Annotated in this window: 9 protein-coding genes; 3 read left to right on the top strand and 6 right to left on the bottom strand. The window is 75.2% G+C overall.

What is annotated here, in order from left to right; translation table 11 throughout:
- Positions 1-264: 264 nt before the first annotated feature.
- Both ABZT12_RS35505 and ABZT12_RS35510 read right to left on the bottom strand, forming a co-directional pair.
- Complete coding sequence (locus ABZT12_RS35505; protein ID WP_356392740.1) at positions 265-906, bottom strand: LuxR C-terminal-related transcriptional regulator; 642 nt, start codon at positions 904-906, stop codon at positions 265-267.
- On the bottom strand, positions 903-1,514 hold the full coding sequence (locus tag ABZT12_RS35510) for a response regulator transcription factor (RefSeq protein ID WP_356392743.1): 612 nt from the start codon (positions 1,512-1,514) through the stop codon (positions 903-905). Before ABZT12_RS35510 ends, ABZT12_RS35505 begins: the two co-directional genes overlap by 4 nt.
- A 583-nt stretch (positions 1,515-2,097) precedes the next feature.
- Between ABZT12_RS35510 and ABZT12_RS35515 the strand changes: the two genes are divergently transcribed.
- The 3 genes from ABZT12_RS35515 (at position 2,098) to ABZT12_RS35525 (ending at position 8,687) form a co-directional block, all read left to right on the top strand.
- Positions 2,098-5,322 carry a type 2 lanthipeptide synthetase LanM family protein gene (locus tag ABZT12_RS35515; protein ID WP_356392746.1) on the top strand — a complete coding sequence of 1,075 codons (3,225 nt, stop codon included), beginning with the start codon at positions 2,098-2,100 and terminating at the stop codon, positions 5,320-5,322.
- 49 nt (positions 5,323-5,371) lie between these two features.
- Positions 5,372-5,608: a hypothetical protein gene (locus ABZT12_RS35520; protein WP_356392749.1), complete on the top strand. Its 237-nt coding sequence runs from the start codon at positions 5,372-5,374 to the stop codon at positions 5,606-5,608.
- Between the two features lie 163 nt (positions 5,609-5,771).
- Positions 5,772-8,687, top strand: coding sequence for an AAA family ATPase (locus tag ABZT12_RS35525; RefSeq protein WP_356392752.1), 2,916 nt, complete (start codon positions 5,772-5,774; stop codon positions 8,685-8,687).
- Positions 8,688-8,747: 60 nt separating this feature from the next.
- On the opposite strand, the gene ABZT12_RS35530 is transcribed toward ABZT12_RS35525, so the two are convergent.
- The 4 genes from ABZT12_RS35530 to ABZT12_RS35545 form a co-directional block, all read right to left on the bottom strand.
- Positions 8,748-9,995, bottom strand: a complete 1,248-nt coding sequence (locus ABZT12_RS35530) for an MFS transporter (protein WP_356392755.1) — start codon at positions 9,993-9,995, stop codon at positions 8,748-8,750.
- Positions 9,996-10,034: 39 nt separating this feature from the next.
- The gene (locus tag ABZT12_RS35535) at positions 10,035-11,267 is read right to left on the bottom strand and encodes a cytochrome P450 (RefSeq protein WP_356392758.1); all 1,233 of its coding nucleotides are present in this window, start codon (positions 11,265-11,267) and stop codon (positions 10,035-10,037) included.
- Complete coding sequence (locus ABZT12_RS35540) at positions 11,264-18,568, bottom strand: amino acid adenylation domain-containing protein (RefSeq protein WP_356392761.1); 7,305 nt, start codon at positions 18,566-18,568, stop codon at positions 11,264-11,266. Before ABZT12_RS35540 ends, ABZT12_RS35535 begins: the two co-directional genes overlap by 4 nt.
- A 64-nt stretch (positions 18,569-18,632) precedes the next feature.
- Entirely contained in the window at positions 18,633-24,926 is a 6,294-nt protein-coding gene (locus ABZT12_RS35545; protein WP_356392764.1) for an amino acid adenylation domain-containing protein, read from the bottom strand.
- Positions 24,927-25,347: the final 421 nt, after the last annotated feature.

Consider the following 25,347-nt stretch of genomic DNA (forward strand, 5'->3'; position numbering starts at 1 on the left):
AGCCGCCAGGTCACGGCTCGGTCGACGCGCTGATCTCGCAGGCGCGGCGGCTCAAGGGCGACGTGGACGCGGTACGGCCCCGCCGTGCTGTCCTGCGTTCTCGGTGACGAGAGGTCGCCCTGGTGGCGGCGTCCGGACACGACCGCGCGGGGCGACGGACGGACCGTGCGGTCCGTGGGTCCCGTCCCCCGCGTCGAGGTTTCCGGTCTCGTCCTGGTCGTGGTGATGGTCCTGGGCTGGGTGCTGGTTCTGGTCTTCGGCGCGTCAGACCAGTCCGTGGCGTACGGCGTGCGCGACCGCGTGGGCCCGGTTGCGGGCCTGTAGGCGGGCCATGATCTCGTAGATGACGTTCTTGACGGTGTGTTCGGAACAGTCCAGCAGGCGGGCGATGTCCGCGTTGGCGTGGCCCTCGGCGACCAGGCGCAGCACGGATGTCTGACGGACCGTCAGCGACCCTGCCGGGGTTGCCGGTTCGCCGGGCCGGGGGTTCGTGGTCAGCAGCTGGGAGAGCTCCGGGTAGGGGATGCTCGGGTGCGGGTGTCCGGCGCGGCGCACGGCCGCCGCGAGGGTCTCCTCGGTGAGGTCCGCGGACCGCAGGACGACCGTGCCGGTGCGCAGGGCCCGCAGCCGGCCCGCACGGCTGACGGTGCCGCACACGAGGAGCAGCGGGCCGGGGTGCCGTACGCCGCGCAGGGCCTGTTCGGCGTCGGCGGCGACGAGCACGGTGACCCTCCCGTGCGCGGGCTCCCCGTGCTCGGGCGCGCAGACGAGGCCGGCCCGGCGGGCGAGGGCGCGGACGCGGTCCGCCGCGGGCGAGGGCGGGATGTGGACGACGGGGGGCGCGGTGCGGGCGGCGGGCGCGAGTCCGGCGGCGACCGCGGGCGCGGCGGTGAGCGTGGCCGTCACAGCAGACCCGCCCGGAGCGCGTAGGCGACCGCGTGGGCGCGGTTGCGCAGCCGGAACCGCTGGGTGATGTCGTGGACGACGGTGGTCACGGTGCGCGGGGAGTAGGCGAGTTGCTGGGCGATCTCCGCGGTCTCGTGGCCGTCGGCGACCAGGCGCAGTACCGAGCGTTCCCGGTCGGACAGCATGCCGCCTGCCCAGCCGCCGGTGCTCTGCCGGGTGTGCGCCGGCCGGTCCAGGAACTGTTCGAGCAGGTCGGGCGGGAGAGTGCAGTCGTCCCGGGCGGCGGCCAGCACCGCGTGGTGCAGACGGGAGGCGTCGGCCTCGCGGCGCAGCAGCAGGCCCCGGGCGCCGGCGGCCAGGGCGTGCAGGGCGTCGCCGGAGGCGAGGGAGCCGGCGACCAGGACGACGGCGGGGCGCTGCCGGTGGGCGCGGGTGGTGCGCACCATGTCGAGTTCGGCCGGCCCGAGCCGGTCCACGGTGAGGACGGCGACCCGCGCGTCGCCGGGTTCGCACACGGTCAGCTCCGGGCAGGCGAGCAGGGTAGTGCGGGTGCCGGCCTCCAGCACCGGGTCGAGCGCGACCACACCGACGGGTATGGGTGCTCCCATCTGCTGCTCCTTGAGAGGTCGTCCGCCCGGACTTGAGTGCTGCGGGCGGTCTGCGGGGTGTACTGCGCCAACCGTGCCGTCGACGGCGGATGGCGGACATCGGTAGGCGTTCCCCACGTTTCCTCCGGCGACGGACGGCCCCACCCCGTACGGCCGCCTCCGGGGCGTGGCGTGCGGCTGCGCGCGGCCGGCGCGGAGGGTCTTGCGGTGTCCGTGCCGTACGGGTACGCCCTCGGGACGACCGGGCATGGGGGGGGCGCGTCCCCCGGCATGGGGGGTGCGCACGGGTGGGCCCGTACGAAGGGCGGCTCCGGCCCGTTCGGGAGTGGGTCGCGCACCCGGTCGATGGGGGCGCGGGCCGCGTCAGGGGTGGCGCGAGGGTCGTAGGGGCCGCCCTACCCCTACGTCGGCGCTCCCCCGCCCGCACCCGGGAGGAGCGGGGTACCCACCCTCCGACCTGCGCTTTCACCGGTCCTGGGGGGGTGCGCGCGGACCGCTTCCCCCACCCCTGGGGAGGTGCCGCGCAGAATATGGGGGCAGCTTCCCCATGTGGGGGGCGTAGGGGGTCTGCGAACTTCTTCCTGTGACTGAGACCGCCAGCCTCCCGACCTCCCGGAGCGCCGGCCTGCCACTCGCCTGGTGGGCCCCGGCGCTGTCCCTCGCGGAACGGTGCGCCGCCCCCGGACTCCCGGCGGCGCCCGCCGCCTCCACGGCCGCCGGACGCGCCCCCTGGACCGTCGGTGACGAGGACGGCTTCGCCCTGCGCCTGGCCCACCTCGGAGTGGACGGCGCCACGGCGGCGGCCCTGGCGGCCGAGCCCGCCGAGCGGCTGGCCGCCCGGACGGCGAAGCCCCGCTGGGCGGAGTACGTGGAAGCGGTCCTGGAGGCCGACGCCACAGACCCGGCGGAGCCGGCGGAGCAGACCGCGGGGCCCGACGTCTTCGCACCCGTCGTACGACGGGTGGTCGCCACGGCGTCCGCCCGGCTCGCCGAACTGCTGCCCGCCGTGCCCGTCACCGAACTGGCCGTCTGGCAGGCCGCGTTCGAGGCCCGGCTGACCCACCAACTGGTGCAGCAGGCCGCCCGTACGCTGGTGCACGAACTCGACCTGGCCCGGCGCGCCCAGCGCCTCACCGGCGCCGGCCCGCGCGAACGGTTCGCCTCGTTCATCGCCGCCACCGGCACCCGCCGCGGCCTCGGCGGCCTGTTCACCACCTACCCGGTGCTGGCCCGGATGCTCGGCCAGACCGCGCTGGACGCGACCGACGCGACGGCCGAACTGGTGACGCGCTTCCAGGCCGACCGGGACGCCCTGGCCGCCGTGCTCCTCGACGGACGCGACCCCGGGGCGCTCGCGGGGGCCGACCTCGGCCGTGGGGACGCCCACCAGGGCAACCGGTCCGTCGCGATCCTGCACTTCGCCGGCGGCGACCGGCTGGTGTACAAGCCCCGGCCGCTCGGCCAGCACGCCCTGCTCGACTCCCTGGTGGCCTGGCTCAACGCCAAGGTGCCCGCCCTCGCGCTGCGCACTCCGCGCACCCTGCGCCGACAGGCGTACGGCTGGCTGGAGTTCGTGGAGCACCGCTGGTGCCGGTCGGTGACCGAGACCGACGCCTTCTACCGGCGCCAGGGCGCGCTGCTGGCCCTGCTCTACGCGGTGGACGGCGCCGACATGCACTACGAGAACGTCATCGCCTGCGGGGACCAGCCGGTCCTGGTGGACGCCGAGACGCTCCTGCACACCGGGATCCCGCAGGCCATGACGGCGGGCGCCGACCCGGCCGCCGACGCCCTGCACACCTCCGTGCACCGCACCTGCCTCCTCCCCCACCTGCTGATCGGGGAACACGGGGCGCTCGACATCTCCGCGCTCGGCCGGTCCACCGACGGCACCTTCCCGAGCGAGGGCCTGTGCTGGGAACACAGCGGCCTGGACACCATGCGGGCCGTGCGGGCCCCGCTGCTCAGCCCGGCCGCGCAGAACCAGCCGCTGCCCGCCGGCCGTTCCCCGCGGGGTGCCGACCACCGGGCGGCCCTGCTGGAGGGCTTCCGCGTCGCGTACGCGGCCATCGCCGCGCACGGCGATGAACTGCTCGGCGAACACGGCCCGTTGGCGTCCGGCGCCGACAGTCCGGCCCGGCTGATCGCCCGCTCCACCCGCCTGTACGCCACGCTGCTGGAGGAGTCCGCCCATCCCTCCCTGCTCGGCGACGCTCTCGCCCGGGACAGTGTGTTCGCGGTGCTGTGGACCGAGTCCGAGCACGACGAGGCGCGCCGGCGGCTCATCGAGCACGAGACGGCGGACCTCTGGCGCGGTGACGTCCCCCTCTTCGAGCATCGGCCGTCCGGTACGGGGGTCCGGGCGGCCGACGGCTCCTGGCTGGGCGGGGTGCTGCCGAGGGCGAGTCTGGCGGCGGTGCGGGAGAAGATCGCCGGGATGGACGAGGTCGACTGCCACTTCCAGGAGTGGATCGTCTCGGCGACGCTGGCGGCACGGGGCGCCGGTTCGCCGCTGGGCGGGCCCCGGTCCGAGCTGGCGGTGGCGCCGGTGCCGGCCGTCGTGCCCGACGCGTCCCGGCTGCTCTCGGCCGCGTGCGGGATCGCCGACGAGATCGCGGCCCGCGCGGTCCGGGACCGCGGCCGGACCAACTGGCTCGGTCTGGAGCGGGTTTCCGGCCCGCACTGGGCGGTGCTGCCGATGGGCGCCGGGCTCGCGCAGGGCTACTGCGGCGTCGCGCTGTTCCTGGCGCACCTGGACGCGCTGGCCGGGGCCGGCCGGTATGCCGCGTCGGCCCGCGAGGCGGTCCGGCCGCTGCCCGCCCTGCTGAAGGCGCTGGCCGCCGACCCCGAGCTGAGCGCGGCGGCCGGGCCGGGTGCCTACGACGGGCTCGGTGGCATCGTGTACGCCCTGGTGCGGCTCTCGGCGCTGCTGCGCGAGGAGCAGCTGACGGACTGTCTGCCGGACGCGCTCACCGCGCTCGGTCACGCCGTCGCGGCCGGCTCCGACCCGGGACTCGCGGGGGGTACGGCCGGGGCCCTGGCCGCCGCCGTCGCGGCACACGAGGCGACCGGCGATCCGGCGGCCCTGCGGCTGGCGGACACCGTGGCGGACCGGCTGGCGGCCGCGGTGAGCGGTGCCGAGGGACCGGCCCCGGCGACCCATGACTCCGCCCGGACCAGCGGCGACGCCGGTCTCCCGAACGGTGGCTCCGCAATCGGCTGCCATGTCGGACCCGCGCCCGCTGCCGCGGGGACCGGCGGGCGTGCCGGACTGGCGGACGGTGCCGCAGGGATCGGGTGGGCGCTGCTGCGGTACGCCGCCGTCCGGCCCGGACGGGCCGCCCGGCACACGGCCGCCGCGACTGCCCTGCTCCACGCCGCGCTCCGGGAGACGGAGACCGCGCACCCGGACACCTCCTGGGCCGACGGGCTCGCCGGAGTGGCCGCTGCCGCCGCCCACCTTCCCCCGGCCCCGGACCGGCCCCGGCCGGCGCATCGACCCGCGTATCGGCTGGCGGAGACCGAGGTGCGTCCCGACCTGAGCCTCGGCCAGGGCACGCTCGGCACGCTGGAGGCGCTGGCCGTACTCGCCGAACGGGGTGACGCGACCGCCGCCGAGGCGCTGAGCCGGCGTACCGGCCAGGTGCTCGCCCTCGTCGAGGCACAGAGCCACCGATGTGCCACCCCCGACCACGTTCCCTCCCCCGGGCTGCTGACCGGACTCTCCGGCATCGGCTACGGACTGCTCCGCCTGGCCCACCCCGAAGCCGTGCCGTCCGTCCTGCTCCTGGGACACCCCGGCCACTGACCACGCGTCTCCGCCCGACAGCAACGCGGCCTCTCTCCACCTCCGCACCGTGCGTCTCCGCACGGGACACCAGAAGGGGATCACCGTCATGGACAAGCACCTCGCCACCACCGCCGCCGACGTCACCGAGACCGCCGCCGACGAGCGGGACGCGGCGGGCGGGATCACGCTCAAGGGCCGCAACCGCGCCTGCGCCCGGGCCCGCGTGCTGGCCGGGATGGTACTGACCAGCGGCGTGGTCATCACGCTGAGCACCATGGACACCTCGGTCTCCGCGCCGCACTGACGACCCGTCGGTCCCGGCCGGTCCTCAACCGCGTGACAGCGCGGGCCCGTTCACCGGGCCCGCGCCGCCGCGTTCCCCGGGCAGCGGTGGCGGCCGTAGCGGAAACGGTCCGGAGGGGGCCGACCCGCCACAGATCGCGATAATCCGATTACCATCAACGTCCATGCGTTCCCATGCGCCATCCCTGGTCGGGCGGGACCCTCAGATCGCCCTGCTCGAACGTGCCATGACCGAGGCGAGGCAGGGACGCGGCGGTGTCGTCTTCCTGGTCGGCGAGGCCGGTGTCGGCAAGTCACGGCTCGCGGCGGAGGCCGTGGGCCGGGCGCTGGACGCCGGTATGCGGGTGCTGCGCGGGCGCAGCAGCACCACGGGGCCGGCCGTGCCGTTCCGACCGCTGACCGAGGCGCTGATGTCGCTGTTCCGCGGCGGCGAACCCATGGACGACCTGGCCCTCGGCCCCTACCGTCCCGTCCTGGGGCGGCTGATCCCCGACTGGGACACCGGGGAACGCGACAGCAGCTCCATGGTCATCCTCGGCGAGGCGGTGCTGCGGCTGCTCATCGCCGCCGGCCGCGGGCAGGGCCAGCTGGTGCTCCTGGAGGACCTGCACGACGCCGACCCGGAGACGCTCGGGGTCCTGGAGTACCTGGTGGACAACCTGGAGTACTCCCCTGTCCTCCTGCTGGCCACCGTGCGCACGGACTTCAGCGACGCCCTGGACCTGGCGCACTCCGCCCGCCGCCGCGGTGCCGCCACCCTGGTCGAACTGCCGCCGCTGACCCGGCCCCAGGTGCACGCCATGACCGCCGCCCAGCTCGGCGCCGACGGTCCGGACGAGGTGCCCGAGGCGGTCCTGCGGCGGCTGTGGGAGGACAGCGCGGGCAGCCCGTACCTGATCGAGGAGTTGCTGCAGTCCATGATCGGGGCCGGCACCCTGGTGCAGGGGCCGGACGGCTGGCGCGCGGTCGGCGATCTGCGTAGTGACGTTTCATCGACGCTGGCCCGCGGCATCCTGCGCCGCATCGACCGACTGGGCGCTCAGGGCCTGACCCTGCTGTCGGCCGCCGCCGTCCTCGGCCGGCGCTTCCCGCTCACCGTGCTCCAGCGCATGACCGGCGTCGACGACCGGACCCTGCTCAGCCATCTGCACGCGGGCGTGGCCGCCCGGCTGGTGATACCCGACGAACCGGCCCCCGACTGGTACTCCTTCCGGCACTCCCTCACCGTGGAGGCGCTGTTCACGCAGATGACGCCGGGCCAGCGGGCGGAGCTGGCCCGGCGGGGCGCGGAGGCGGTCGAGGAACTGCACCCCGGCCTCGGCGGCGACTGGTGCGCCCTCGCGGCCGGGCTGCGCAGCGAGGCCGGAGACCGCGTCGAGGCCGGGCTGCTCTTCGCGGACGCCGGCGACCGGGCCCTGGCGGCGGGCGCGCTCGGCTCCGCCGTGACCCTGCTCAGCCGCGCGGAGAGCCTGCTGGCCGACGCCGGCGATCCCCAGGCGCGGGCCGCGGTGCTGGAGAACCTGCTGCCGGCGCTCGCGGAGGCCGGCGACTTCGCCCGCGCCTTCCACCTGGCCGAGGATCTGCACATGCTGGGCGGCTCCGAGCTGAGCTCGGCGCGGCTGGCCACGCTGCACACCCGGTTGGCCAAGGTCGCCCACACGGCCGGGCGTTGGAACGACGGCAACCGCCAGATCGTCCGCGCCCGCGAGGTGCTGGCGGGCGCGCCGGACGAGGCGACGGCCGCGGCCGTCGACGTCACGGCCGCCTACCTGGCCCTCGACACGCCGGGGGCGGACCGCACCCAGCACGCGGAGAAACTGGCCCGCTCGGCCGCCGACACCGCCGAACGGTACGGGCTGCCCGTCGTCGCCTGCCAGGCCAGCGAGCTGCTCGCCACCGTGGCCCGCGAGCGGGACCCGCAGGAGTCGGAGGCGATGCTCGAACTGGCCCTCGCCACGGCGGAACGCCACCGCCTGCCCTTGCAGCGCATGTACGCGGCCACTCGCATGGGCGGCAACGCCTGGCTCGCCGAGGGCGACACCTCGGGCCTGCTGGCCGCCCGCGAGGAGGCCCTGCGGCTCGGCTCGGTGAACATCGTGCACACGGTGGACGGCATCCTCGTACTGGACGCGGTACTGCGCGGCGAGTACGAGGCCGCCCGGTCCGCCGCCGCCGAGTGCCTGGCCGTCGTACGCCGCCTGCGTCTGGCGCCCGCCGTGCGGTACGTCCTCATGGCGCAGTCCGCCCTGGAGGCACACCGCGGGGACCGTACGGCGATGGAGGCGGCGCTCGCCGCGTTCACCGAGTGGGACGGGGCCGGCTCGCAGGAGGAACCGCTGGGCCTCGGACTGGCCCGCGTCTTCTGCGCCTTGCTGGAGGAGGACCGCGACCTGGCCCGCGCCGAGCTGCGGGCGGTGCTGGCCCTGGAGGCGGTCAACCCCTCCACCTACCACCTCAGCGGCACCCACGGCCTGGTGCTCCTGCTGGACGTGCTCGCCGGGGACGCGGACCGGGTCCGGCACGAGGAGATCACCGCGACCGCCGTCGCCAGGATGCGCTGGAACCGGCAGTTCGTGCTGCTCGCCGACGCCGTGCTGCTGGGCCGGGAGGGCGCGGGCGCGCGGGCGGCGGCGACGGTCGAGTCGGCGCTGGCGGTGGCGGAGCCGTACCCCCTGGCCCAGCACCTCGGTCTGCGGCTGATCGCCGACGCGGCGCACCAGGACGGCTGGGGCGATCCGGTGGGCTGGCTGCGGCGCGCCGAACACTACTTCCACGAGCGGGACACGGCGGCCGTGACGGGCGCCTGCCGGGCCGCGCTGCGCCGGCTCGGCGCTCCGGTGCACCAGCACCGCAGCGGCACCAGCGGCATTCCCGACGAGTTGCGCGCGCAGGGCGTGACGGTGCGGGAGTTCGAGGTGTTCCGGCTGCTCGCCGAGCGGCTCGGCAACAAGGACATCGCCGACCGGCTGTTCATCTCCCCGCGCACGGCGGAGAAGCACATCGCGAGTCTCATCACCAAGACGGGAGCGGCCAACCGCGCGGATCTGTGCGCGCGGTCGGCCGCCCTGCGGGCCGCCTGAACCCGGCCCGGGTCGAGCCGTCCAACTCCCTCACGTAAGAAGAGAGTTGGAGGGGCTCGCCTAACGCATCTCGCGCACCGCCCGTGACCCGAGCACCGCGAGTCCGGTCCCGGCGAGGACGGCGGCCACCGCCCCGAACAGGGCGAAGGTGTCGATCCGTGCCAGCGCGCCGCAGGCGATCAGTGACAGCGGGGCGGCCGCGTAGCCGAGGACCATGTCGACGGAGACGACCCGGCTGAGCACGTCCTGCGGGATGTTCCGCTGGATCCAGCTGAGTCCGAACACGCCCTGGAAGCCGATCGCGAAGCCCATGGCGAGCACGGTCCCCACCACGGCCGGGGTGCTGTGCACCAGGCCCAGCACCGCCATCCCGGCGCCCAGCCAGCCGGCGAGAGCGGCCACCAGCAGGCCGACCCGGGGCCGGCCGCCGAGCGCGCCGCCCGCGAGGGTGCCGAGTATCGCGCCCCCGGCGAGGGACCCGTTGAGCACGCCGAGCGTGGCCGGGCCGCCCCGCAGGATCTGGTCGGCCAGGGTGGCGAAACCGACCGTGAAGGGCCCGGCGTAACAGAAGTTGACGGCGGTGTCGAGGGCGACGATCGTCCGCAGCCGGGGGTCGCGGAAGGTGTAGGTGACGCCCTCGCGGATGCGCGCGCCGAGCGGCGTGCGTTCCTTCGCCTCGTCGGCCCGCGCACGCGCCGCCCGGGGGCGGGTGCGGATGCTCGCCACGCACCAGCCGCACAGGGCGAAGCAGACGGCGTCGACGAGGAAGGCGACCGGCGCCCTGGTGACGGCGATGACCACACCGCCGACGGCCGGTCCGACGACCGCGGCGGTCCGGGCGCCGGTGCCCAGCAGCGCGTTGGCCGGGGTGAGCAGCTCCTCGTCCACGACCGAGGGCAGGATGGAGACGCGGGCGGGCTGGAAGAAGGCGTCGACCGCGCCGAAGGCGGCGGCCGCCGCGCACAGCGTCCACACGGTCAACTGCCCGTTCAGCCCGGCGAGTCCGACGCCCGCCATCAGTCCCGCCCGGGTCCAGCTGGAGGCGACCATGAGGGTGCGGGTGGACCAGGAGTCGGCGAGGGAGCCGCCCACCAGGGTGAGCAGCGCGCGGGGCACCGCCTGGAAGGCGAGGACGTAGCCGAGGGCGAGGGTGGAGCCGGTCAGCTGGAGGGTGATCCAGGAGAAGGCGACGACGCTGAAACCGTCGCCGAGCAGGGACAACGACTGTCCCAGCCACAGGAGTTGGAAGGGCCGGTGCCGGGCGGGTGCCCAGAGCCGCGGACCGGCGGCGGCGAGGGTGGTGGCCATGGTGTGCCTTTCGTCGGACGGACGCTCGCGGCGGTCCGGTCAGTAGTGGACGGGCAGGGCGGTGAGGCTGCGGTTGAGCAGGGAGGGCTGCCAGGTCTCGCCGCCGGGGTCCGCGAGGGTCAGGCCGGGATGGTCGGTGACGAGCGTGCGCACCGCGGACACGGCCACCAGACGGGCCAGCGCGGCGCCGATGCAGAAGTGCGCGCCGAAGCCGAAGCCGAGGTGGGTCGCACCGCTGCGGCGGACGTCGAACCGGCCGGGGTCGGGGAAGCGGGCCGGGTCGCGGTTGGCGGCGGCGGTGACGAGGAAGATCCGGTCGCCGGCGCGCAGGGTGTGGCCGTCGAGGTCGAGATCGCGGGCGGCGGTACGGATCGACATCTTCGACGGTCCGTCCAGGCGCAGCGTCTCCTCCACGGCCCCGAGCGCCAGGTCGGGTTCCGCGCGGACGGCGGCGAGCTGGCCGGGCCTGGTGTGCAGGGCGAGGACGGTGTTGGCGATGAGGTTGCTGGTGGTCTCCCCGCCGGCGAACGCCATCTGGGTGAGCATCCCGACGAACTCCTCCGCCGTGACCGACTCCCCCACCCGGCCCTCCCGGAGCACCTGGCTGATCAGGTCGTCACCGGGTTCGGCGCGGCGCCGCGCGACGAGGGCTCCGAGGTAGTCCTCCAGGCTCACCAGCGCCTGCAGCGAGGCCCGGTACTCGCTCTCCTCCTGGGCGGTGCCGAGCACGAGGTCGGCGACGCGGGCGTTCCAGTACCAGAAGGAGGGCGCGTCGGTGCGCGGGATGCCGAGCCAGCGGGCGAACACCAGGGCGGGCAGGGGCTTGGCGAAGTCGGCCATCAGGTCGCCGGTGCGTCCGGCGACGGCCTTGCGGGCGAGGACGGCGCGGGTCGCCTTCTCGGTGAAGGCGCGGTAGCGGGCCACCGCGCGGGCGGCGAAGGCCTCCTGGAAGACCTGGCGCAGCCTGCGGTGCTGCGGCGGGTCGTTGAAGACCATCCAGCGGGACAGGATCCCGAAGGCCCGCTCGGCGTCCGCACGGGCACCGTGCGGTACGGCGTCCATCAGGGGGCGTACCCGGTCGGCGGAGACCGCGGGGTCGCGCAGGCAGCGCATCACCTGGTCGTAGCCGGTGACGAGCCAGGCGTGGTGCATCGCGCTCCAGTGGACCGGGGCGTGGGCGCGCAGCGCGTCGAGGTGACCGTAGGGGTCGGCGATCATGTCCGCGGAGAGCAGGTAGCGCTCGGTGAAGAGGGGGGCGGTGGCGGTCGTCATCGGTTCTCTCCCTTCTCGATCCCGACGAGCAGGTCGGCGATGCCGCTCACCCTCGGCTCGGCCATCATCGACATGTGGTCGCCGTCACTGATGTGCAGGGTGAGCCCGCCGCCGGCCACCTCGCGCCAGCGGGCCACGTAGGTGTCGTAGTCGACGTCGAGGCCCGGCATGGTGCGGCCGCGGGGCAGTCCGGCGGCCTCGCTGCCGACCACGAGGTGGATGTGGCCGGGGTAGGGGCGCACCTCGTAGGAGGCCAGTGCGGCGAGGAGTGAGTGCCACACCTCGATCGGCGCGCCTTCGACGAGTGCCGCCTCGGTGGGGCTCATGCCGGCGCCCAGCAGGGTGGCGGTGAGCTCGGCCGTGGCCCGGTCGCGCTGCGGGGAGGGCGGCAGCCCGCGCAGCCGGTCCCGCATCCGCAGGGCCTCGCGGAGATCCTTGGTGACGCCGTTCAGCCGGGTGCGGGCGGCGGGGTTGGGCAGGTACGGCTCGATCAGGACGAGCGGTGCGACCGGGTGCCCCGCGCCGTCGAGCTGGGTGGCCATCTCCAGGGCGATGTTGGCGCCCATGGACCAGCCGAGCAGGGCGTGCGGGCCCGCGTCGTCGCGGTCGGTGATCTCCGCGACGTAGTTGGCGGCGATGCCGGGCACCGTGCTCGGGTCGACGCCGCCGAGCAGTCCGCGGGCCTGGAAGGCGTGCACGGGCCGGCCGGGCGGCAGGGCGCGGGCGAGCGGCACGAACCAGGCGGCGCTGCCGCCGGTGGGGTGTACGCACCACAGGGGCTCCCCCGTGCCCTCGCGCAGCCGCACCTCGGAGGTGACGGCGGCGGGCAGTCCGTCGCCGACCACACGGGTGGCGTGCTCGGCGAGCTGGGCGATCGTCGGGCGCTCGATCAGGTCCCCGACCGACACCGGCAGGCCCCGCGCGGCGGCCATCAGGGAGACCCGGACCGTGGACAGGGAGCTGCCGCCGACGCGGAAGAAGTCGTCGTGGACGCCGATGCGGGCGAGACCGAGGACCTCGCGCCAGATCTCGGCGAGGACCTTCTCGGCGGCGGTGGACGGGGCGACGTACTCGGTGTCGCGCTGGTCGAGTTCGGCCGACGGCAGGGGCAGCGCCCGCTTGTCGATCTTCCCGCTGCGGTTGACGGGCATCTCGTCGAGGAAGACGAAACGGGCGGGCAGCATGTACGCGGGCAGCGAGGCCCGCAGGGCGCGGCGCAGGTCCTCGGGGCCGGGCCGGGGGCCGTGGACGACGAGGTAGGCGACGAGCGCCGGTTCGCCGGGCAGGTCGGTACGGTGGAGGACGACGGCCTGGCGGACCTCGGGCAAACCCCTCAACGCGTGCTCGATCTCGCCGAGTTCGATGCGGAAGCCGCGCAGTTTGACCTGCGAGTCGCGGCGGCCGAGCCACTCCACGGACCCGTCGGGCCGGTGGGTGCCGAGGTCGCCGGTGCGGCAGAGCCGCTCGCCGGGCGCGCCGTACGGGTCGGGGACGTAGGTCGCGGCGGTCAGTGCGGGCCGGCCCAGGTAGCCGCGGCCGACGGCCTGCCCGCCGAGGTAGATCTCGCCGGGCACGCCGGCCGGTACCGGCTGGAGGTCGTCGTCCAGGACGTGCACGCGGGTGTTGCGGATCGGGGTGCCGATGGGCGGGGTGCCCTGGCCGGGGCTCAGCTCCGCGGCGACCGACCACACGGAGGTCTCGGTGAGGCCGTAGACGTTGTGCAGGCGCCGGCCGCGCGACCAGAGGTCGGCGAGTTCGGCGGGGCAGGCCTCGCCGGCGACCTGGAGGACCCGCAGGTCGGGGAAGCCGTCCCGGCCGAGCACCGCGAGGGCGCTGGGCGGCAGCATGGCGCCGGTGACGCGGGCGTCGCGCAGGGTGCGGGCCAGGTCGGGGCCGGGGCGCAGGTCCTCCTTGGGCGCGGTGACCAGCCGGCCGCCGTTGGCGAGGGACCAGGTGAGTTCCAGGATCGAGGCGTCGAAGCCGAACGAGGCGAACTGGAGCACCCGGTCCTCGGGGGTGGGGCGCACCAGGTCGCGCTGTCCTTCGAGCATGTTGGACAGGCCCCGGTGCGGGATGGCCACGCCCTTGGGTGTGCCGGTGGAGCCCGAGGTGTAGATGATGTAAGCGAGCGTGTCGGCGTCGGCGTCCTGTCGCGTGAACGGCCCGGCTTCCGCGCCGCCTTCGGCTTCGTCGGTTTCCTCGGCCTCCCTGTTCTCCTCGGCTTCCTCGGGGGCGTCCAGGAGGATCACCGGCCCGTCGAAGGGCACCGTTCCGGCGAGCGCCCGCTGGGTCAGCAACACCCTCATCCCGCTGTCCTCGGCCATGAACGCGAGCCGGTCGGTGGGGTGTTGGGGGTCGAGCGGCAGGAACGCGCCGCCGGAGCGCAGCACACCGACGGCGGCACGCACCAGATCCGGACCGCGCTCGGCGCAGATGCCCACCACGGTCTCCGGGCCCACCCCGAGCCGCCGCAGCCGCCGCGCCAACTCCTCGGCCCGCTCATGCAGTTGGGCGTAGGTCAGCTGCTGCCCGCGGTGCTCGACGGCGACGGCGTGCGGGGTACGGGCGACGTGGGCGGCGATGTGCTCGTGGAACAACAGGGGCGAGGAGGGAGTGTCGGGCCCCCGGCCCCAGACGTCGAGGGCGGTGGCACGGGCCGCGCCGGTGAGCGCGGGCCGGGTCACCCGGGCGTGCGGGTCGGCGACCATGGCCTCCAGCTGGGCGCAGTACACGTCGGCCAGCTGCTCGGCGGTGGCCGGTGCGACGAACTCCGGGTCCGCGTCGAGGGTGAAGGCGTTGACGCTCGCGTTCACCAGCAGCGGGAACATGGTCCGGGCGATCTCCAGGGACTCGTCCCAGGAGTCGTGCGAGAGCCGGTGGAAGTTGACGTAGTTGAAGACGGCGTCGGTCAGGCTCGGCTCGGTGGGCCGCAGGCGGGCGATCCGGACCAGGGGAACCCTGCGGTGCGGCAGCATCTCCTGCTCGGCCGTGAAGACGTCCCGCAGATACGCCAGCCAGCTCTCCCGCGGGCGGGCCACGCCGAACGGCACGGTGTTCAGGAAGAGTCCGCGCATCCGGTCGGCTCCGGGCACCTCGGGCCGCCCGTTGGTGACCAGCCCGACGCTGTGGCCGAGGACGCCGTCGGCCTCGGCGTCCCGGTCGGCGAACAGGCTCATGGTGTGGTGGAAGGCCGTGATCAGCACGGTACGGCGGGGCACACCGGCCTCCTTGGCCAGCTTGCTGATCCGCTCGGCGAGATGGGCGTAGGAGCGGCGGACCTCGTGCACCGGCGGTTGGCCGGCCACCGAGCCGGCCGCGCGCCGGCGGAACGTGACGGGCCGCAGGTCGGCGAGCCGGTCACGCCAGTACGTCAGGGCCTCCTCGCTGCCGAGCGCGGCCCGCTCCAGGGCGACGTACTCGGCGAAGGGCGGCGCGGCCGGCGGCTGCGGGGCGCGGCGGTGGGCGACGGCCTCCCGGTGCAGGGCGAGCAGGTCGGCGACGAGCGAGGTCAGGCTCCAGCCGTCCAGGACGACATGGCAGTCGGTGAGGACGAGTCGCAGCTCGTGGTCGGTGATGTGGTGGAGGTGGATGCGGACGAGGGGGGCGGCGGCGAGGTCGAAGCGGCGCTCGAACTCCTCGTCCATGAAGGCACGCAGCCGCGCCCGCCGCTCCTCGCGCGGCAGTGCGCGCAGGTCGGTGTAGCCGACGGGCAGGCGGGCGCCCCGGTGGACGAGCTGGAGGGGCTCCCGGTAGGAGACGAGGTCGACGGAGGTGCGCAGGATCGGGTGGCCGGCGACCACCGCGTCCACGGCGGCCTGGAACGCGTCGAGGTCGAAGCCCTCGGGGACGGTGATCTTCAGGTCGGTGACGTTGTGGTAGGCGCCGCGCCGCGGGTCGGCGAGCATCTCGTGCAGCATGCCCGCCTGGAGCATGGTGAGCGGGTAGGCGTCGGCCAGTCCGTCGGGCAGCCGGCCGGCGTCGGCCGGGTCGAGCTGGGAGAAGGGGGCGACCGGTTCCGGGGCGTCGCCGGCCTCGGTGACGAGCGTGGCCAGGTCGGCCAGGGTACGGGCGCGGAAGACGTCGGCGACGGTGAAGCCGAGCCCGGCGAGACGGCCGAGGCCGACCAGGCGCAGGGCCAGGATGGAGTCGCCGCCCAGGTCGAAGAAGTTGTCGCCGCGGCCGACGTGTTCGGCGCCGAGCACCTGGCTCCACACCCCGGCGAGGGCCTGCTCCACGGGTCCCTCGGGCGGCAGGTGCGCCTGCTGTCCGCCCGACACGGGCCGTACGGCGTTCAGCGCGGCCCGGTCGACCTTGCCGTTGGCGGTCAGGGGCAGCCGCTCGTGGCGGACGAAGAGCGCCGGGACCATGTAGTCCGGCAGGGTCAGCCGCAGTCCCTCGCGCAGCGCGGGCGGGTCGAGCGGGCGGCCCTCAGGCGTGACGACGTGCGCGACGAGACGGGCCGTGCCGTCGTCGCGGCGGGCCACCACGGCGACGTCGGTGACGCCGGGCAGGGCGCGCAGGGCGGTCTCGATCTCGCCGGGCTCGATGCGGTAGCCGCGGATCTTCACCTGGTGGTCGGCGCGGCCGACGTAACCGAGCTGTCCGTCGGGCAGCACCCGGACCAGGTCGCCGGTGCGGTACATGCGGGCGCCGGGTGCGCCGAAGGGGTCGTCGAGGAAGCGTTCGGCGGTCAGTTCGGGCCGGTTGAGGTAGCCGCGGGCCACCCCGCCGCCGGAGACGTGGAGTTCGCCGACGCTGCCGGGCGGCACGAGCCGGCCCCAGGAGTCGAGGACGTAGCCGTGCTGCCCGGCGAGCGGCCGTCCGATGGGCGAGCGGACACCGCCGTCGACGTCCTCGGCGGTGATCGTGCGGATCGTGACGTGCACGGTGGTCTCGGTGATGCCGTACATGTTCACCAGCGCGGGGCGGTGTCCCTCGGCCGTGAACCAGTCCTGGTAGTCGCGTACGTCGAAGGCGTCGCCGCCGAAGACGACGGTGCGCAGGGCGAGGTCGGAGAAGCCGGCGCCGGTGTCCTTCAGGTGCGCGCGCAGGCCCTTGAAGGCGGCCGGGGTCTGGTTGAGGACGGTGACGCCCTCCTCGCGCAGCACCCGGTGGACGGCCGCCGGGTCGCGCACCTCGTCCGCGCCGAGCACGACGACGCGTCCGCCGCCGGCGAGCGGCGCCCACAGCTCCCACACCGAGAAGTCGAAGGCCGGCGAGTGCATCAGGGTCCACACGTCGGCGGGGCCGAAGTCGAAGTGCCGGTCGGCGGCGCCCAGCAGCCAGGCCAGGTTGCCGTGGGTGACCTCGACGCCCTTGGGCCGGCCGGTGGAGCCGGAGGTGTAGATGACGTAGGCGAGGTCGTCGGGGGCCGGGAGGATGTCGTCGCTCGCCGCGGGGGCCTGAGCGTCGTCGGTGTCGAGCACGACCAGCTGGACGGGCAGCTCCTCGACGGCGGCGCGGGTGGCGGTGTCGGTGACGATCCACTCGACACCGGAGTCGGCGACGGTGAACTCGCGGCGCGCCTTCGGGTGCGAGGGGTCGAGCGGCAGGTAGGCGGCACCGGCCCGCCAGACGGCCAGCAGCGCGGCGGCCAGGTCGGGGGTGCGGTCGAGGCAGACGCCGACGAGCGAGCCCCGGGTGACGCCCGCGGCACGCAGTCGCCGGGCCAACTCAGAGGCGCGGGCGTCGAGTTGGGCGTAGGTCAGGGAGCGTCCCGACCCGCTCACCGCGGTCGCGTGCGGGGTGGCGGCGATGTGCTCGGCGAGGCGGTCGGGAGCGGTGCGCGCGGCCACGGTGGCGTCGGTACCGGTGCGGGCGGGGCCGTCCGGGCCGAGGAGGTGGCCGCGTTCGGCGGCGGTGAGCGGGTCGACGGCGCTGAGCGGGGTGTCGGGGGCGGCGCAGAACGCCTCCAGCAGGGTCACGGTGTGCCGGGCGAGGGCGGCGACGGTGGCCTCGTCGAACAGGTCGGGCCGGTAGACGAGGACCAGGTCGGTGCGTCCGTCGCCGTGGCGCAGGTCGAGGGTGAGGTCGAACTTGGCGGTGGTGAGGTCGATCCGGTACGGCGTCCCGTCCGCCTGCCCCAGGGCCAAGCCGGACGCCGTGGTGTCGGTGTGCGTGTAAAGCACCTGGACGAGCGGGTTGCGGGCGAGGTCGCGCTCCGGGCTCAGCGCGTCGACGACCTGCTCGAACGGCACCGACTGGTGCGAGAACGCCTCCAGCACCCGGTCCCGGGTACGGGCCAGCAGCGCGGCCGGGGTGGGGTCGTCGGAGAGGTCGCCGCGCAGCACGAGGGTGTTGACGAAGAAGCCGACGAGCTGCTCGGTCTCGGCCCGCTCCCGGTTGGCGACGACCGTGCCGACGGCGATGTCGCGCTGCCCGCTGTGGAAGGCCAGCGCGGCCTGGAACGCGGCCAGCACCGTCATGTAGGGGGTCGTGCCGGCGCGGCGGCCCAGCGCGGCGAGCGCGTCCGTCAGCGCGGCCGGCAGGGTGACGCCGTGGGCGGCGCCGCGACTGCCGGGGGTGTCGGAGCGGGGGCGGTCCGTGGGCAGCTCCAGCGGGGTGAGGCCGGCCAGCCGGGTGCGCCAGTGGTCGAGGGCGGCGGACTGGTCGCTCCGGCGCTGCCAGATCGCGTAGTCGCTGTAGTCGAGGGGCAGTTCGGGCAGGAGCGCGGCGCGCCCCTCCTTGCGGGCCCGGTACAGCTCGCTCAGGTCGCGCACGACGAGGCCGAGGGACCAGCCGTCGGAGACGATGTGGTGCATGGCCAGGACCAGCACGTGGTCGTCGTCGGCCGCGCGGACCAGGGTGGCGCGGAAGGCGGGCTCACGGGCGAGGTCGAAGGGGCGCACCGCGGCGGCGTGCACTGCGGCCGACAGGGACCGTTCACGCTCCTCGGCGGTCTCGCCGGTCGCCTCCACCACCTCCAGGACCGCGCCGTCGGCGGGGAGCACGCGCTGGTAGGGGACGCCCTCGTGCTCGGGGAAGACGACCCGCAGCTGCTCGTGCCGGGCGACCAGGTCCGCGACGGCCGCGCGCAGGGCCGGCAGGTCCAGCGGGCCGGTGAACCGCCAGGCGGCGGGGAGCAGGTAGGTGGGCGCGCCCGGGTCGAGCCGGTCCAGGAAGTACAGGCGCTGCTGGGCGGCGGAGAGCGGGAGCCGGGCCGGGCGGGGCCGGACCCGGGCCGGCCCGTCGTCCCGTACGGCGGCCCGGCCGCGCAGGCGCTGCTCCAGCAGCCGCCGGGCGGCCGGGGAGAGGCCGCCGCTCGCGGCGAGGGCGCCGGGACGCACGTCGGATGTGGTCATGAGGGCACTCCGATCCAAGGTCTGGGGTGAGGAATTCGAGGAAGAGGCGGGCGCGGGCGACGGGTCAGAAGTCGGCCGTGAGGGACAGGTCGATCTCGTCGTCGCTCAGCTGCGAGATCAGCTCCAGCAGCCGGCGCTCCACCTCGGCGGCGAGCCGTTCCACGGTGGGGTGTTCGAACAGGTCCCGGACCTGTAGCGGGCAGTCGAAGGCGGTCCGCAGGCGGGAGGCGACCGACACCGCGCGCAGGGAGTGGCCGCCCAGGGCGAAGAAGTCGTCGTGGACGCCGACCCGGGGCAGGTCGAGCACCTCGCACCAGATCTGCGCGACGACCGTCTCGGCCGGGGTGCGCGGCGCCACGAAGGTGTGCGGTGCGCGGGTCACGGGCTCGGGCAGGGCGGCGGTGTCCAGCTTTCCCTGCACGGTCAGCGGCAGGGCGTCCAGGAGGACGAACGCCGACGGGACCAGGTAGTGCGGCAGGTGGGCCCGGCAGTGCGTCTCCAGGGACTCCTGCGACAGTCCGCCGCCCGCCGCGTAGCCGACGAGGGCGGCCTCGCCGTGCAGGGTGCGGACCACGACGGCCGCGCCCCGCACTCCGGGGTGGCCGCGCAGCACGGCCTCGGCCTCTCCGGGTTCGACGCGGAAGCCGCGGATCTTGACCTGGTCGTCGTTGCGGCCGAGGAACTCCAGCTCGCCGGTGGGCAGTCGGCGTACGACGTCACCGGTGCGGTAGAGCCGGCCGCCGCGCCCGCCGAACGGGTCGGGTACGAACCGCTCGGCGGTCGGCGCGGGCCTGTTCAGATAGCCGCGCGCCAACTCCGTTCCCCCGACGAGGAGTTCGCCGGGCACGCCGTCCGGGACGAGCTCGCCCAGGGCGTCGACGACGTAGGTACGGCGGCTGCCCAGGGCGCGGCCGATCGGCACCCGGCCGCGCGGGACGCCGTCGACGGTGTGCGCGGTGGCGGAGATCACCGCCTCGGTGGGGCCGTAGGTGTTGATCACGGGCACCCCGGGCAGGTGCGCGAACCAGCGCTCCAGGGGGTCGGTGGGCAGTGCCTCCCCGCCCGTCACCAGCATCCGCAGCGAGCCCAGTCGGGGGGCCAACGTGTCCAGCCGGGCCACCAGTTCCGCCCAGTAGGACGGGGTGAGCTCCATGACGGTCACCCGCTCGGCCTCGACCCGGGCGGCGAGTTCCTCCGGCGCCCAGATCTCGTCCGGGCGCACGACGACCGTCCCTCCGGCGCTCAGCGCGGGCAGGATCTGTTCCAGCGAGGCGTCGAAGGAGGTGGACGCGAAGGTGAGCACCCGGTCCTCGGCGGTCAGCGCGAACGCCTCGCGGGCGGTGGCCACATGGGCGTCCAGGGCGTGGTGTTCGACCCCGACGGCCTTGGGGCGGCCGGTGGAGCCGGAGGTGAAGATGACGTAGGCGAGGTCGCCGGGGGACGGGGTGTGCCGGGGGCCGTCGGGGGCCGGCCGGACCTGGCCGACGTCGATCGCCGTGGCCCCGAGCGCGGTCGCCTTCTCCCGGGTGCCCGCGTCGGTCACCACGTGCCGCACCCCGGCCTCGCCGAGCATGTACCGGAGGCGTTCCTCGGGGATCCGGGTGTCGAGCGGAACGTACACGCCGCCCGCCCGCCAGACGGCGAGCAGCGCGGCCACCAGCCACACGCCCCGGCCGACGCACACCCCCACGGCGTCGCCCGGGAGCACGCCCGCGTCGGCCAGGGCGGCGGCCAGCCCGCCGGTCAGGGCGTCCAGCCCGGCGTGGTCGAGGGTGGTGCCCTCGCAGACGACGGCCGGGGCGTCCGCCCGGCCCCGCACCCGGAACCCGGGCGCGGGCGCCATGTCCCGGCCGGCACCCGCCACCAGGTGCTCCCGCTCCGCCGCCGAGAGCAGCGGTGCCTCGTCGACGCGTACGGCGGGGTCGGCGACGACGCTCTCCAGCAGCCGTCCCACGTGCTCGGCGAACCGGGTGGCGGTGGACGGGTCGAAGAGGTCGGCGGCGTACTCGACGTTGAGGGCGAACCGGTCCGGCCGGACCACGAAGGTGGCCGTCAGGTCGAACTTGGCCGAGCCCCAGGGCAGCGTGAAGTCGGTGGCGGCCGGCCCCGGCAGGCCGGAGCCGCCCGTGGAGGCGTCCTGGACGTCCACCATGACCTGGAACAAGGGGTTGCGGGACAGGTCGCGTTCGGGGCGCAGCCGCTCCACGACCCGCTCGAACGGCACCTCCTGGCGGTCGAAGGCGCCCAGGACGACGTCCCGTACCCGGTCCACGAGTCCGGCGAAGGTGGGCCGCCCTGACAGGTCCGTGCGGAGCACGACGGTGTTGACGAAGAAGCCGACCAGCGGCTCCAGTTCGAGCCTCCCGCGGCCGGCGACGGGTGTGCCCACGGACACGTCGGTCTGCCCGGACCAGCGGGCCAGCACCGCCTGGGCGGCGGCCAGCAGCACCATGAACCGGGTCGCGCCGCGCTCGCCCGCGAAGGCGTCCACCCGGTCGACGAGAGCGGCGGGCAGCTCGACCTCCACGGCGCCGCCGCGACCGGTGAACGCGGCCGGCCGGGGCCGGTCCAGGGGCAGTTCCAGCGCGGGCGCCCCCTCCAACGTGCTTTCCCAGTATGCGAGTTGGGGTTCGAGGGCGCCGCTGTCGGCGCGGTCGCGCTGCCAGACCGCGTAGTCGCCGTACTGCACGGGCAACGGCGGCAGCGTGGCGCGCCGGCCCGAGCGGCGGGCCTCGTAGTGCTGGACGAGTTCGTTCAGCAGGACGCCCTTGGACCAGCCGTCGGTGACGGCGTGGTGCAGGGCGAGGAGGACCACGTGGTCGTCCTCGGCCAGCTCCCACACGCCGGCCCGCAGCAGGGGCGGCCTCGTGAGGTCGAAGCGGCGCGTGGCGAGGGCCACGGCCCGCTCCCGTACGGCGTCCAGCCGGCCCTGCTCGTCCGGTGCCCCGGGCGCCCGCTCCCACTGGAGGGGGACCGCCGCCGGGGCGCAGATCCGCTGCGCGGGGCGGCCGTCGGACTCGACGAGCGCGGTGCGGAGCACCTCGTGCCGTTCCACCAGGTCGTCCAGGGCCTGCTGCCAGGCGGTGCGGTCCAGGCCGCCGCGCGTCCGCCAGCAGTACCACAGCAGGTAGGAGTCGCCACGGTCGGAGGTGCGGTCCAGGAACCACAGCCGTTCCTGGGCGAAGGACAGCGGCAGCGGCCGGCCGCGGTCGACCGGCACCACCTCGGCCACGCCGGACGTGCGGGCGGTGGCGACGCACGGGGCGAAGCCGCGGACGGTGGGGTTCTCGAAGACGGTGCGCAGTTCGATCTCGCGGCCCAGCCGCTGGGCGATCCGGGAGACCGCCATGGTGGCCAGCAGCGAGTGGCCGCCCAGGTCGAAGAAACTGTCGTCGATGCCGACCCGGTCCACTCCGAGGACGTCGGCCCACACCTCGGCGACGATCCGCTCCGTCTCGTCGCGGGGCGCGGTGTAGGCGGAGTCGGCGGCCGAGCGGGCGTGGGCGGGGTCGGGCAGGGCGGAGCGGTCGAGCTTGCCGGAGACCCCGACCGGCAGGGCGTCCAGCACGACGAACTCGGAGGGCACGGCGTAGTGCGGCAGATACCGCGCGCACCAGGCCCGCAGCTCCGCGCGGTCCGGGGCGCCGGGTGCGTCCGGGGCCGGTACGACGTAGCCGGTGAGGGTGCGTCCGGTGGCTCGGTCGGGGCGGACGGCGGACGCGGTGACGAGCGGGCAGTTGCGCAGTACGGTCTCCACCTCGCCGAGTTCGATCCGGAAGCCGCGGATCTTGACCTGGTCGTCGCGGCGCCCGAGGAACTCCAGGTCTCCGCCCTGCGTCCAGCGGACGAGGTCACCGGTGCGGTAGAGGCGGCTGCCGGGCGGCCCGTAGGGGTCGGGGACGAAGCGTTCGGCGGTGGGGGCGGGGCGTCCCAGGTAGCCGCGGGCCACCTCGGTGCCGCCGATGAGGAGTTCGCCGGAGACCCCGACGGGCACCGGCTCGTCGTCGGCGTCGACCACGTACACCCGTCGGTCGCCGAGGGGACGGCCGATGGGCACGCTGCCGGCGGGCGGGTCGTCGGCGTCGTAGGTGGTGGCGGTGACGGTCGTCTCGGTGGGCCCGTAGGCGTTGCAGACACGCACCCAGGGAACGGCGGCGCGCCACGCGGTGAGGGTGTCGGGCGGGACGGCTTCGCCGCCGAGGACGAGCAGGCGCAGGGAGCCGAGGGCCGCGGCCAGGCGCCGGTCGAGGGCGAGGGTGAGCTCGGACCAGTAGGTGGGGGGAACGTTGACGACGGTCAGGGCGTGCCGCTGGACGATCTCCGGCACCTGGGTGGGCAGCCAGGGCTCGTCGGGGCGCATGACGACGGTGGCGCCGGTGGTGAGGGCGGGCAGCACCTGGTCGAGGGAGGCGTCGAAGGAGAAGGAGGCGAAGGCCAGCACCCGGTCGGCGGCGTTGATGCCGAGCCGCTCGCGGGCGGCGGCGACGTGCGAGGCGAGCGCGGCGTGCTCGACGCCCACGGCCTTGGGCCGGCCGGTGGACCCGGAGGTGAAGATGACGTGGGCCAGTTCACGCGGGTGCGGCTGGTGGCGTGGACCGTCCGGGACCGGGGTGACGGTGGTGACGTCGACCGTGACCGGCGCGAGTGCGGTGGCGGTGTCGGCCGTCGCCGGGTCGGCGACCATACAGGTGAGGCGGGCCTCCTCCGCCATGAACTTCAGCCGTGCGGCGGGGAGTTCGGGGTCCAGGGGCACGTACGCGCCGCCTGCCCGCCAGATCCCCTCGATGGCGGCGACGGACCACAGGCCGCGGCGCAGCAGCACGCCGACCGGGCTGCCCGAGCCGACCCCGGCGGCCCGCAGCGCCGCGGCGAGTGAGCCGGTCATGGTGTCGAGTTCCGCGTAGGTGACGGTGTCGTCGCCGCAGCGCAGGGCCGTGGCGCCGGGCTCGCCGGCGAAGGCGAGGGACGGTATCGGGCGGGCCGGCCGGTCGGGGGCGAGGTGCCACGCGGGGAGGGGGCGGGCCGGGGCGCCGGGTCCGGCGGGCAGGGCGCGGGCCAGGTCCTGCACGGGGGTGCCGGGGTCCGCCAGGACGGCACGCAGCAGTGCGACGTAGGCACGGGCGAACGCGCGCATCGTGGCGGCGTCGAACAGCGCGGTGGCGTACTGGAGGATGGCGGCGATGCTGCCGTCCGCGCGCAGGGTGAGGTCGAGGAAGACGTCCAGCGGCGTCCCGGTCAGCGGCGGCTCGACCAGCGACACGTCGAGGCCGGGCATCCGCAGCGGGCGGATCGGGGTGTTGAGCAGGGTGAACGACGCCTGCGCGAGGGGGTGCCGGGACAGGTCGCGGGCTCCGCCGAGGGCGCTGACCACGAGGTCGAAGGGTGCCTCCGCGTGCGAGAGGTCCGCCAGCGCCCGGTCCCGTACCCGGTCCAGCAGTTCGGCGAAGCCGGGCCTGCCGGTCAGGTCCGTCCGCAGGACGACCGTGTTGACCAGCGGGCCGATCACGGCGCCCGCACCGCGCTGGGCCCGGTCGGCGAGCGTGCTGCACACCGCGACATCGGTACGGCCCGACCAGTGGCCGAGGAGTGCCTGGTAGGCGGTGAGCAGGAGCATGTAGCGGGTGGCGCGCCGCGACCGGGCCAGGGCGTCCACGGCGGCGACCAGGTCGGCGGGCAGGTCGAAGCGCACGACGTCACCGGAGCCGTCCCACACGCGGGGCCGCGGCCGGTCGGTCGGCAGGTCGAGCGGGGTGAGGCCGGCGAGCCGCTCACGCCAGTGGCCGAGCAGGCGTTCCAGCCGTTCGCCGCCGAGGCGTTCGGCCTGGGCGCGGGCGAGGTCGCCGTAGCGCACGGCGGGCGCGGTGACCGGCTCGCCGCGGTATCCGGCGGCCAGTTCGTCCAGCAGCACGCCCCACGACCAGCCGTCCACGGCGATGTGGTGCACCTCCACCAGCAGCAGGTGCTCGTCGGGCGCCACGCGGGCGAGCGTGGCGCGGACCGGGTGCTGCGCGGCCAGGTCGACGGGGCGGTCCAGGCAGCGGGCGAACAGGTCGTCCGGGCCGGCCGCGACGGTGCGTTCCAGGACGAAGTCCGCGGGGGCGTCCACGACCGGCACCGGCTCCCCGTCGACGGCGGTGAACCGGGTACGCAGTACGTCGTGCCGGGCCACGATCCCGGCCAGGGACCGCTCCAGCCGGCCCGCGTCCAGGGTTCCCCGCAGCCGCAGGACCAGCGGGAGCATCGATCCGGCGGAGGACCCGGACAGCTGGTCCAGGAACCACAGCCGGCGCTGTGCGAAGGATGCCGTGCGGGTGTCGACGTCGTACGGTGCCCCTTCGGGGGCCGGGCCTGCTGTCACTGTGAGCCTCCAAACCGTGTTTCGCAGCAGACTGCCGCCGCCCGCGCGACGCCCATAGGGAAGAAAACGCAGCACCGCGAGCAGACCGCACTGCCGCGTCGGCCGTACGGCTGCGGAGGGAGCGGGTCCGGAGGCTCGGGGCCCTGGAACACGACCGTGCGGGGGCAGGACGCGTAGCGGGTCGTGATCGAACTGCGCTAGACGTCCTCGCGGCGGGGTCTGGCACGGCAGATCTCCTTGCTGACCGGCCGAGCGGTGCGGTCTGCCCTCACTGAGCCGCGGGGGGACAGTGGCCGGTTCTGGATGTCCCCATCGGATGCCCTATCGACAACAGTGGGTGACCACACCGATGCTGCCTGTTGCCGTCACCGGCGGGATCTCGATCAACCGAACTGCGGTGGCACTCCGCACCGTTTCCGCA

Source organism: Streptomyces sp. NPDC005423, from assembly GCF_040606415.1.
In the GTDB taxonomy this organism is placed as follows: Bacteria; Actinomycetota; Actinomycetes; order Streptomycetales; family Streptomycetaceae; genus Streptomyces.

Bases quoted from the DNA above. Each gene is read 5' to 3' on its own strand.
- ABZT12_RS35530 (WP_356392755.1), bottom strand. From the start codon at position 9,995: ATGGCCACCACCCTCGCCGCCGCCGGTCCGCGGCTCTGGGCACCCGCC.
- ABZT12_RS35535 (WP_356392758.1), bottom strand. From the start codon at position 11,267: ATGACGACCGCCACCGCCCCCCTCTTCACCGAGCGCTACCTGCTCTCC.
- ABZT12_RS35540 (WP_356392761.1), bottom strand. From the start codon at position 18,568: ATGACCACATCCGACGTGCGTCCCGGCGCCCTCGCCGCGAGCGGCGGC.
- ABZT12_RS35525 (WP_356392752.1), top strand. From the start codon at position 5,772: ATGCGTTCCCATGCGCCATCCCTGGTCGGGCGGGACCCTCAGATCGCC.
- ABZT12_RS35510 (WP_356392743.1), bottom strand. From the start codon at position 1,514: ATGGGAGCACCCATACCCGTCGGTGTGGTCGCGCTCGACCCGGTGCTG.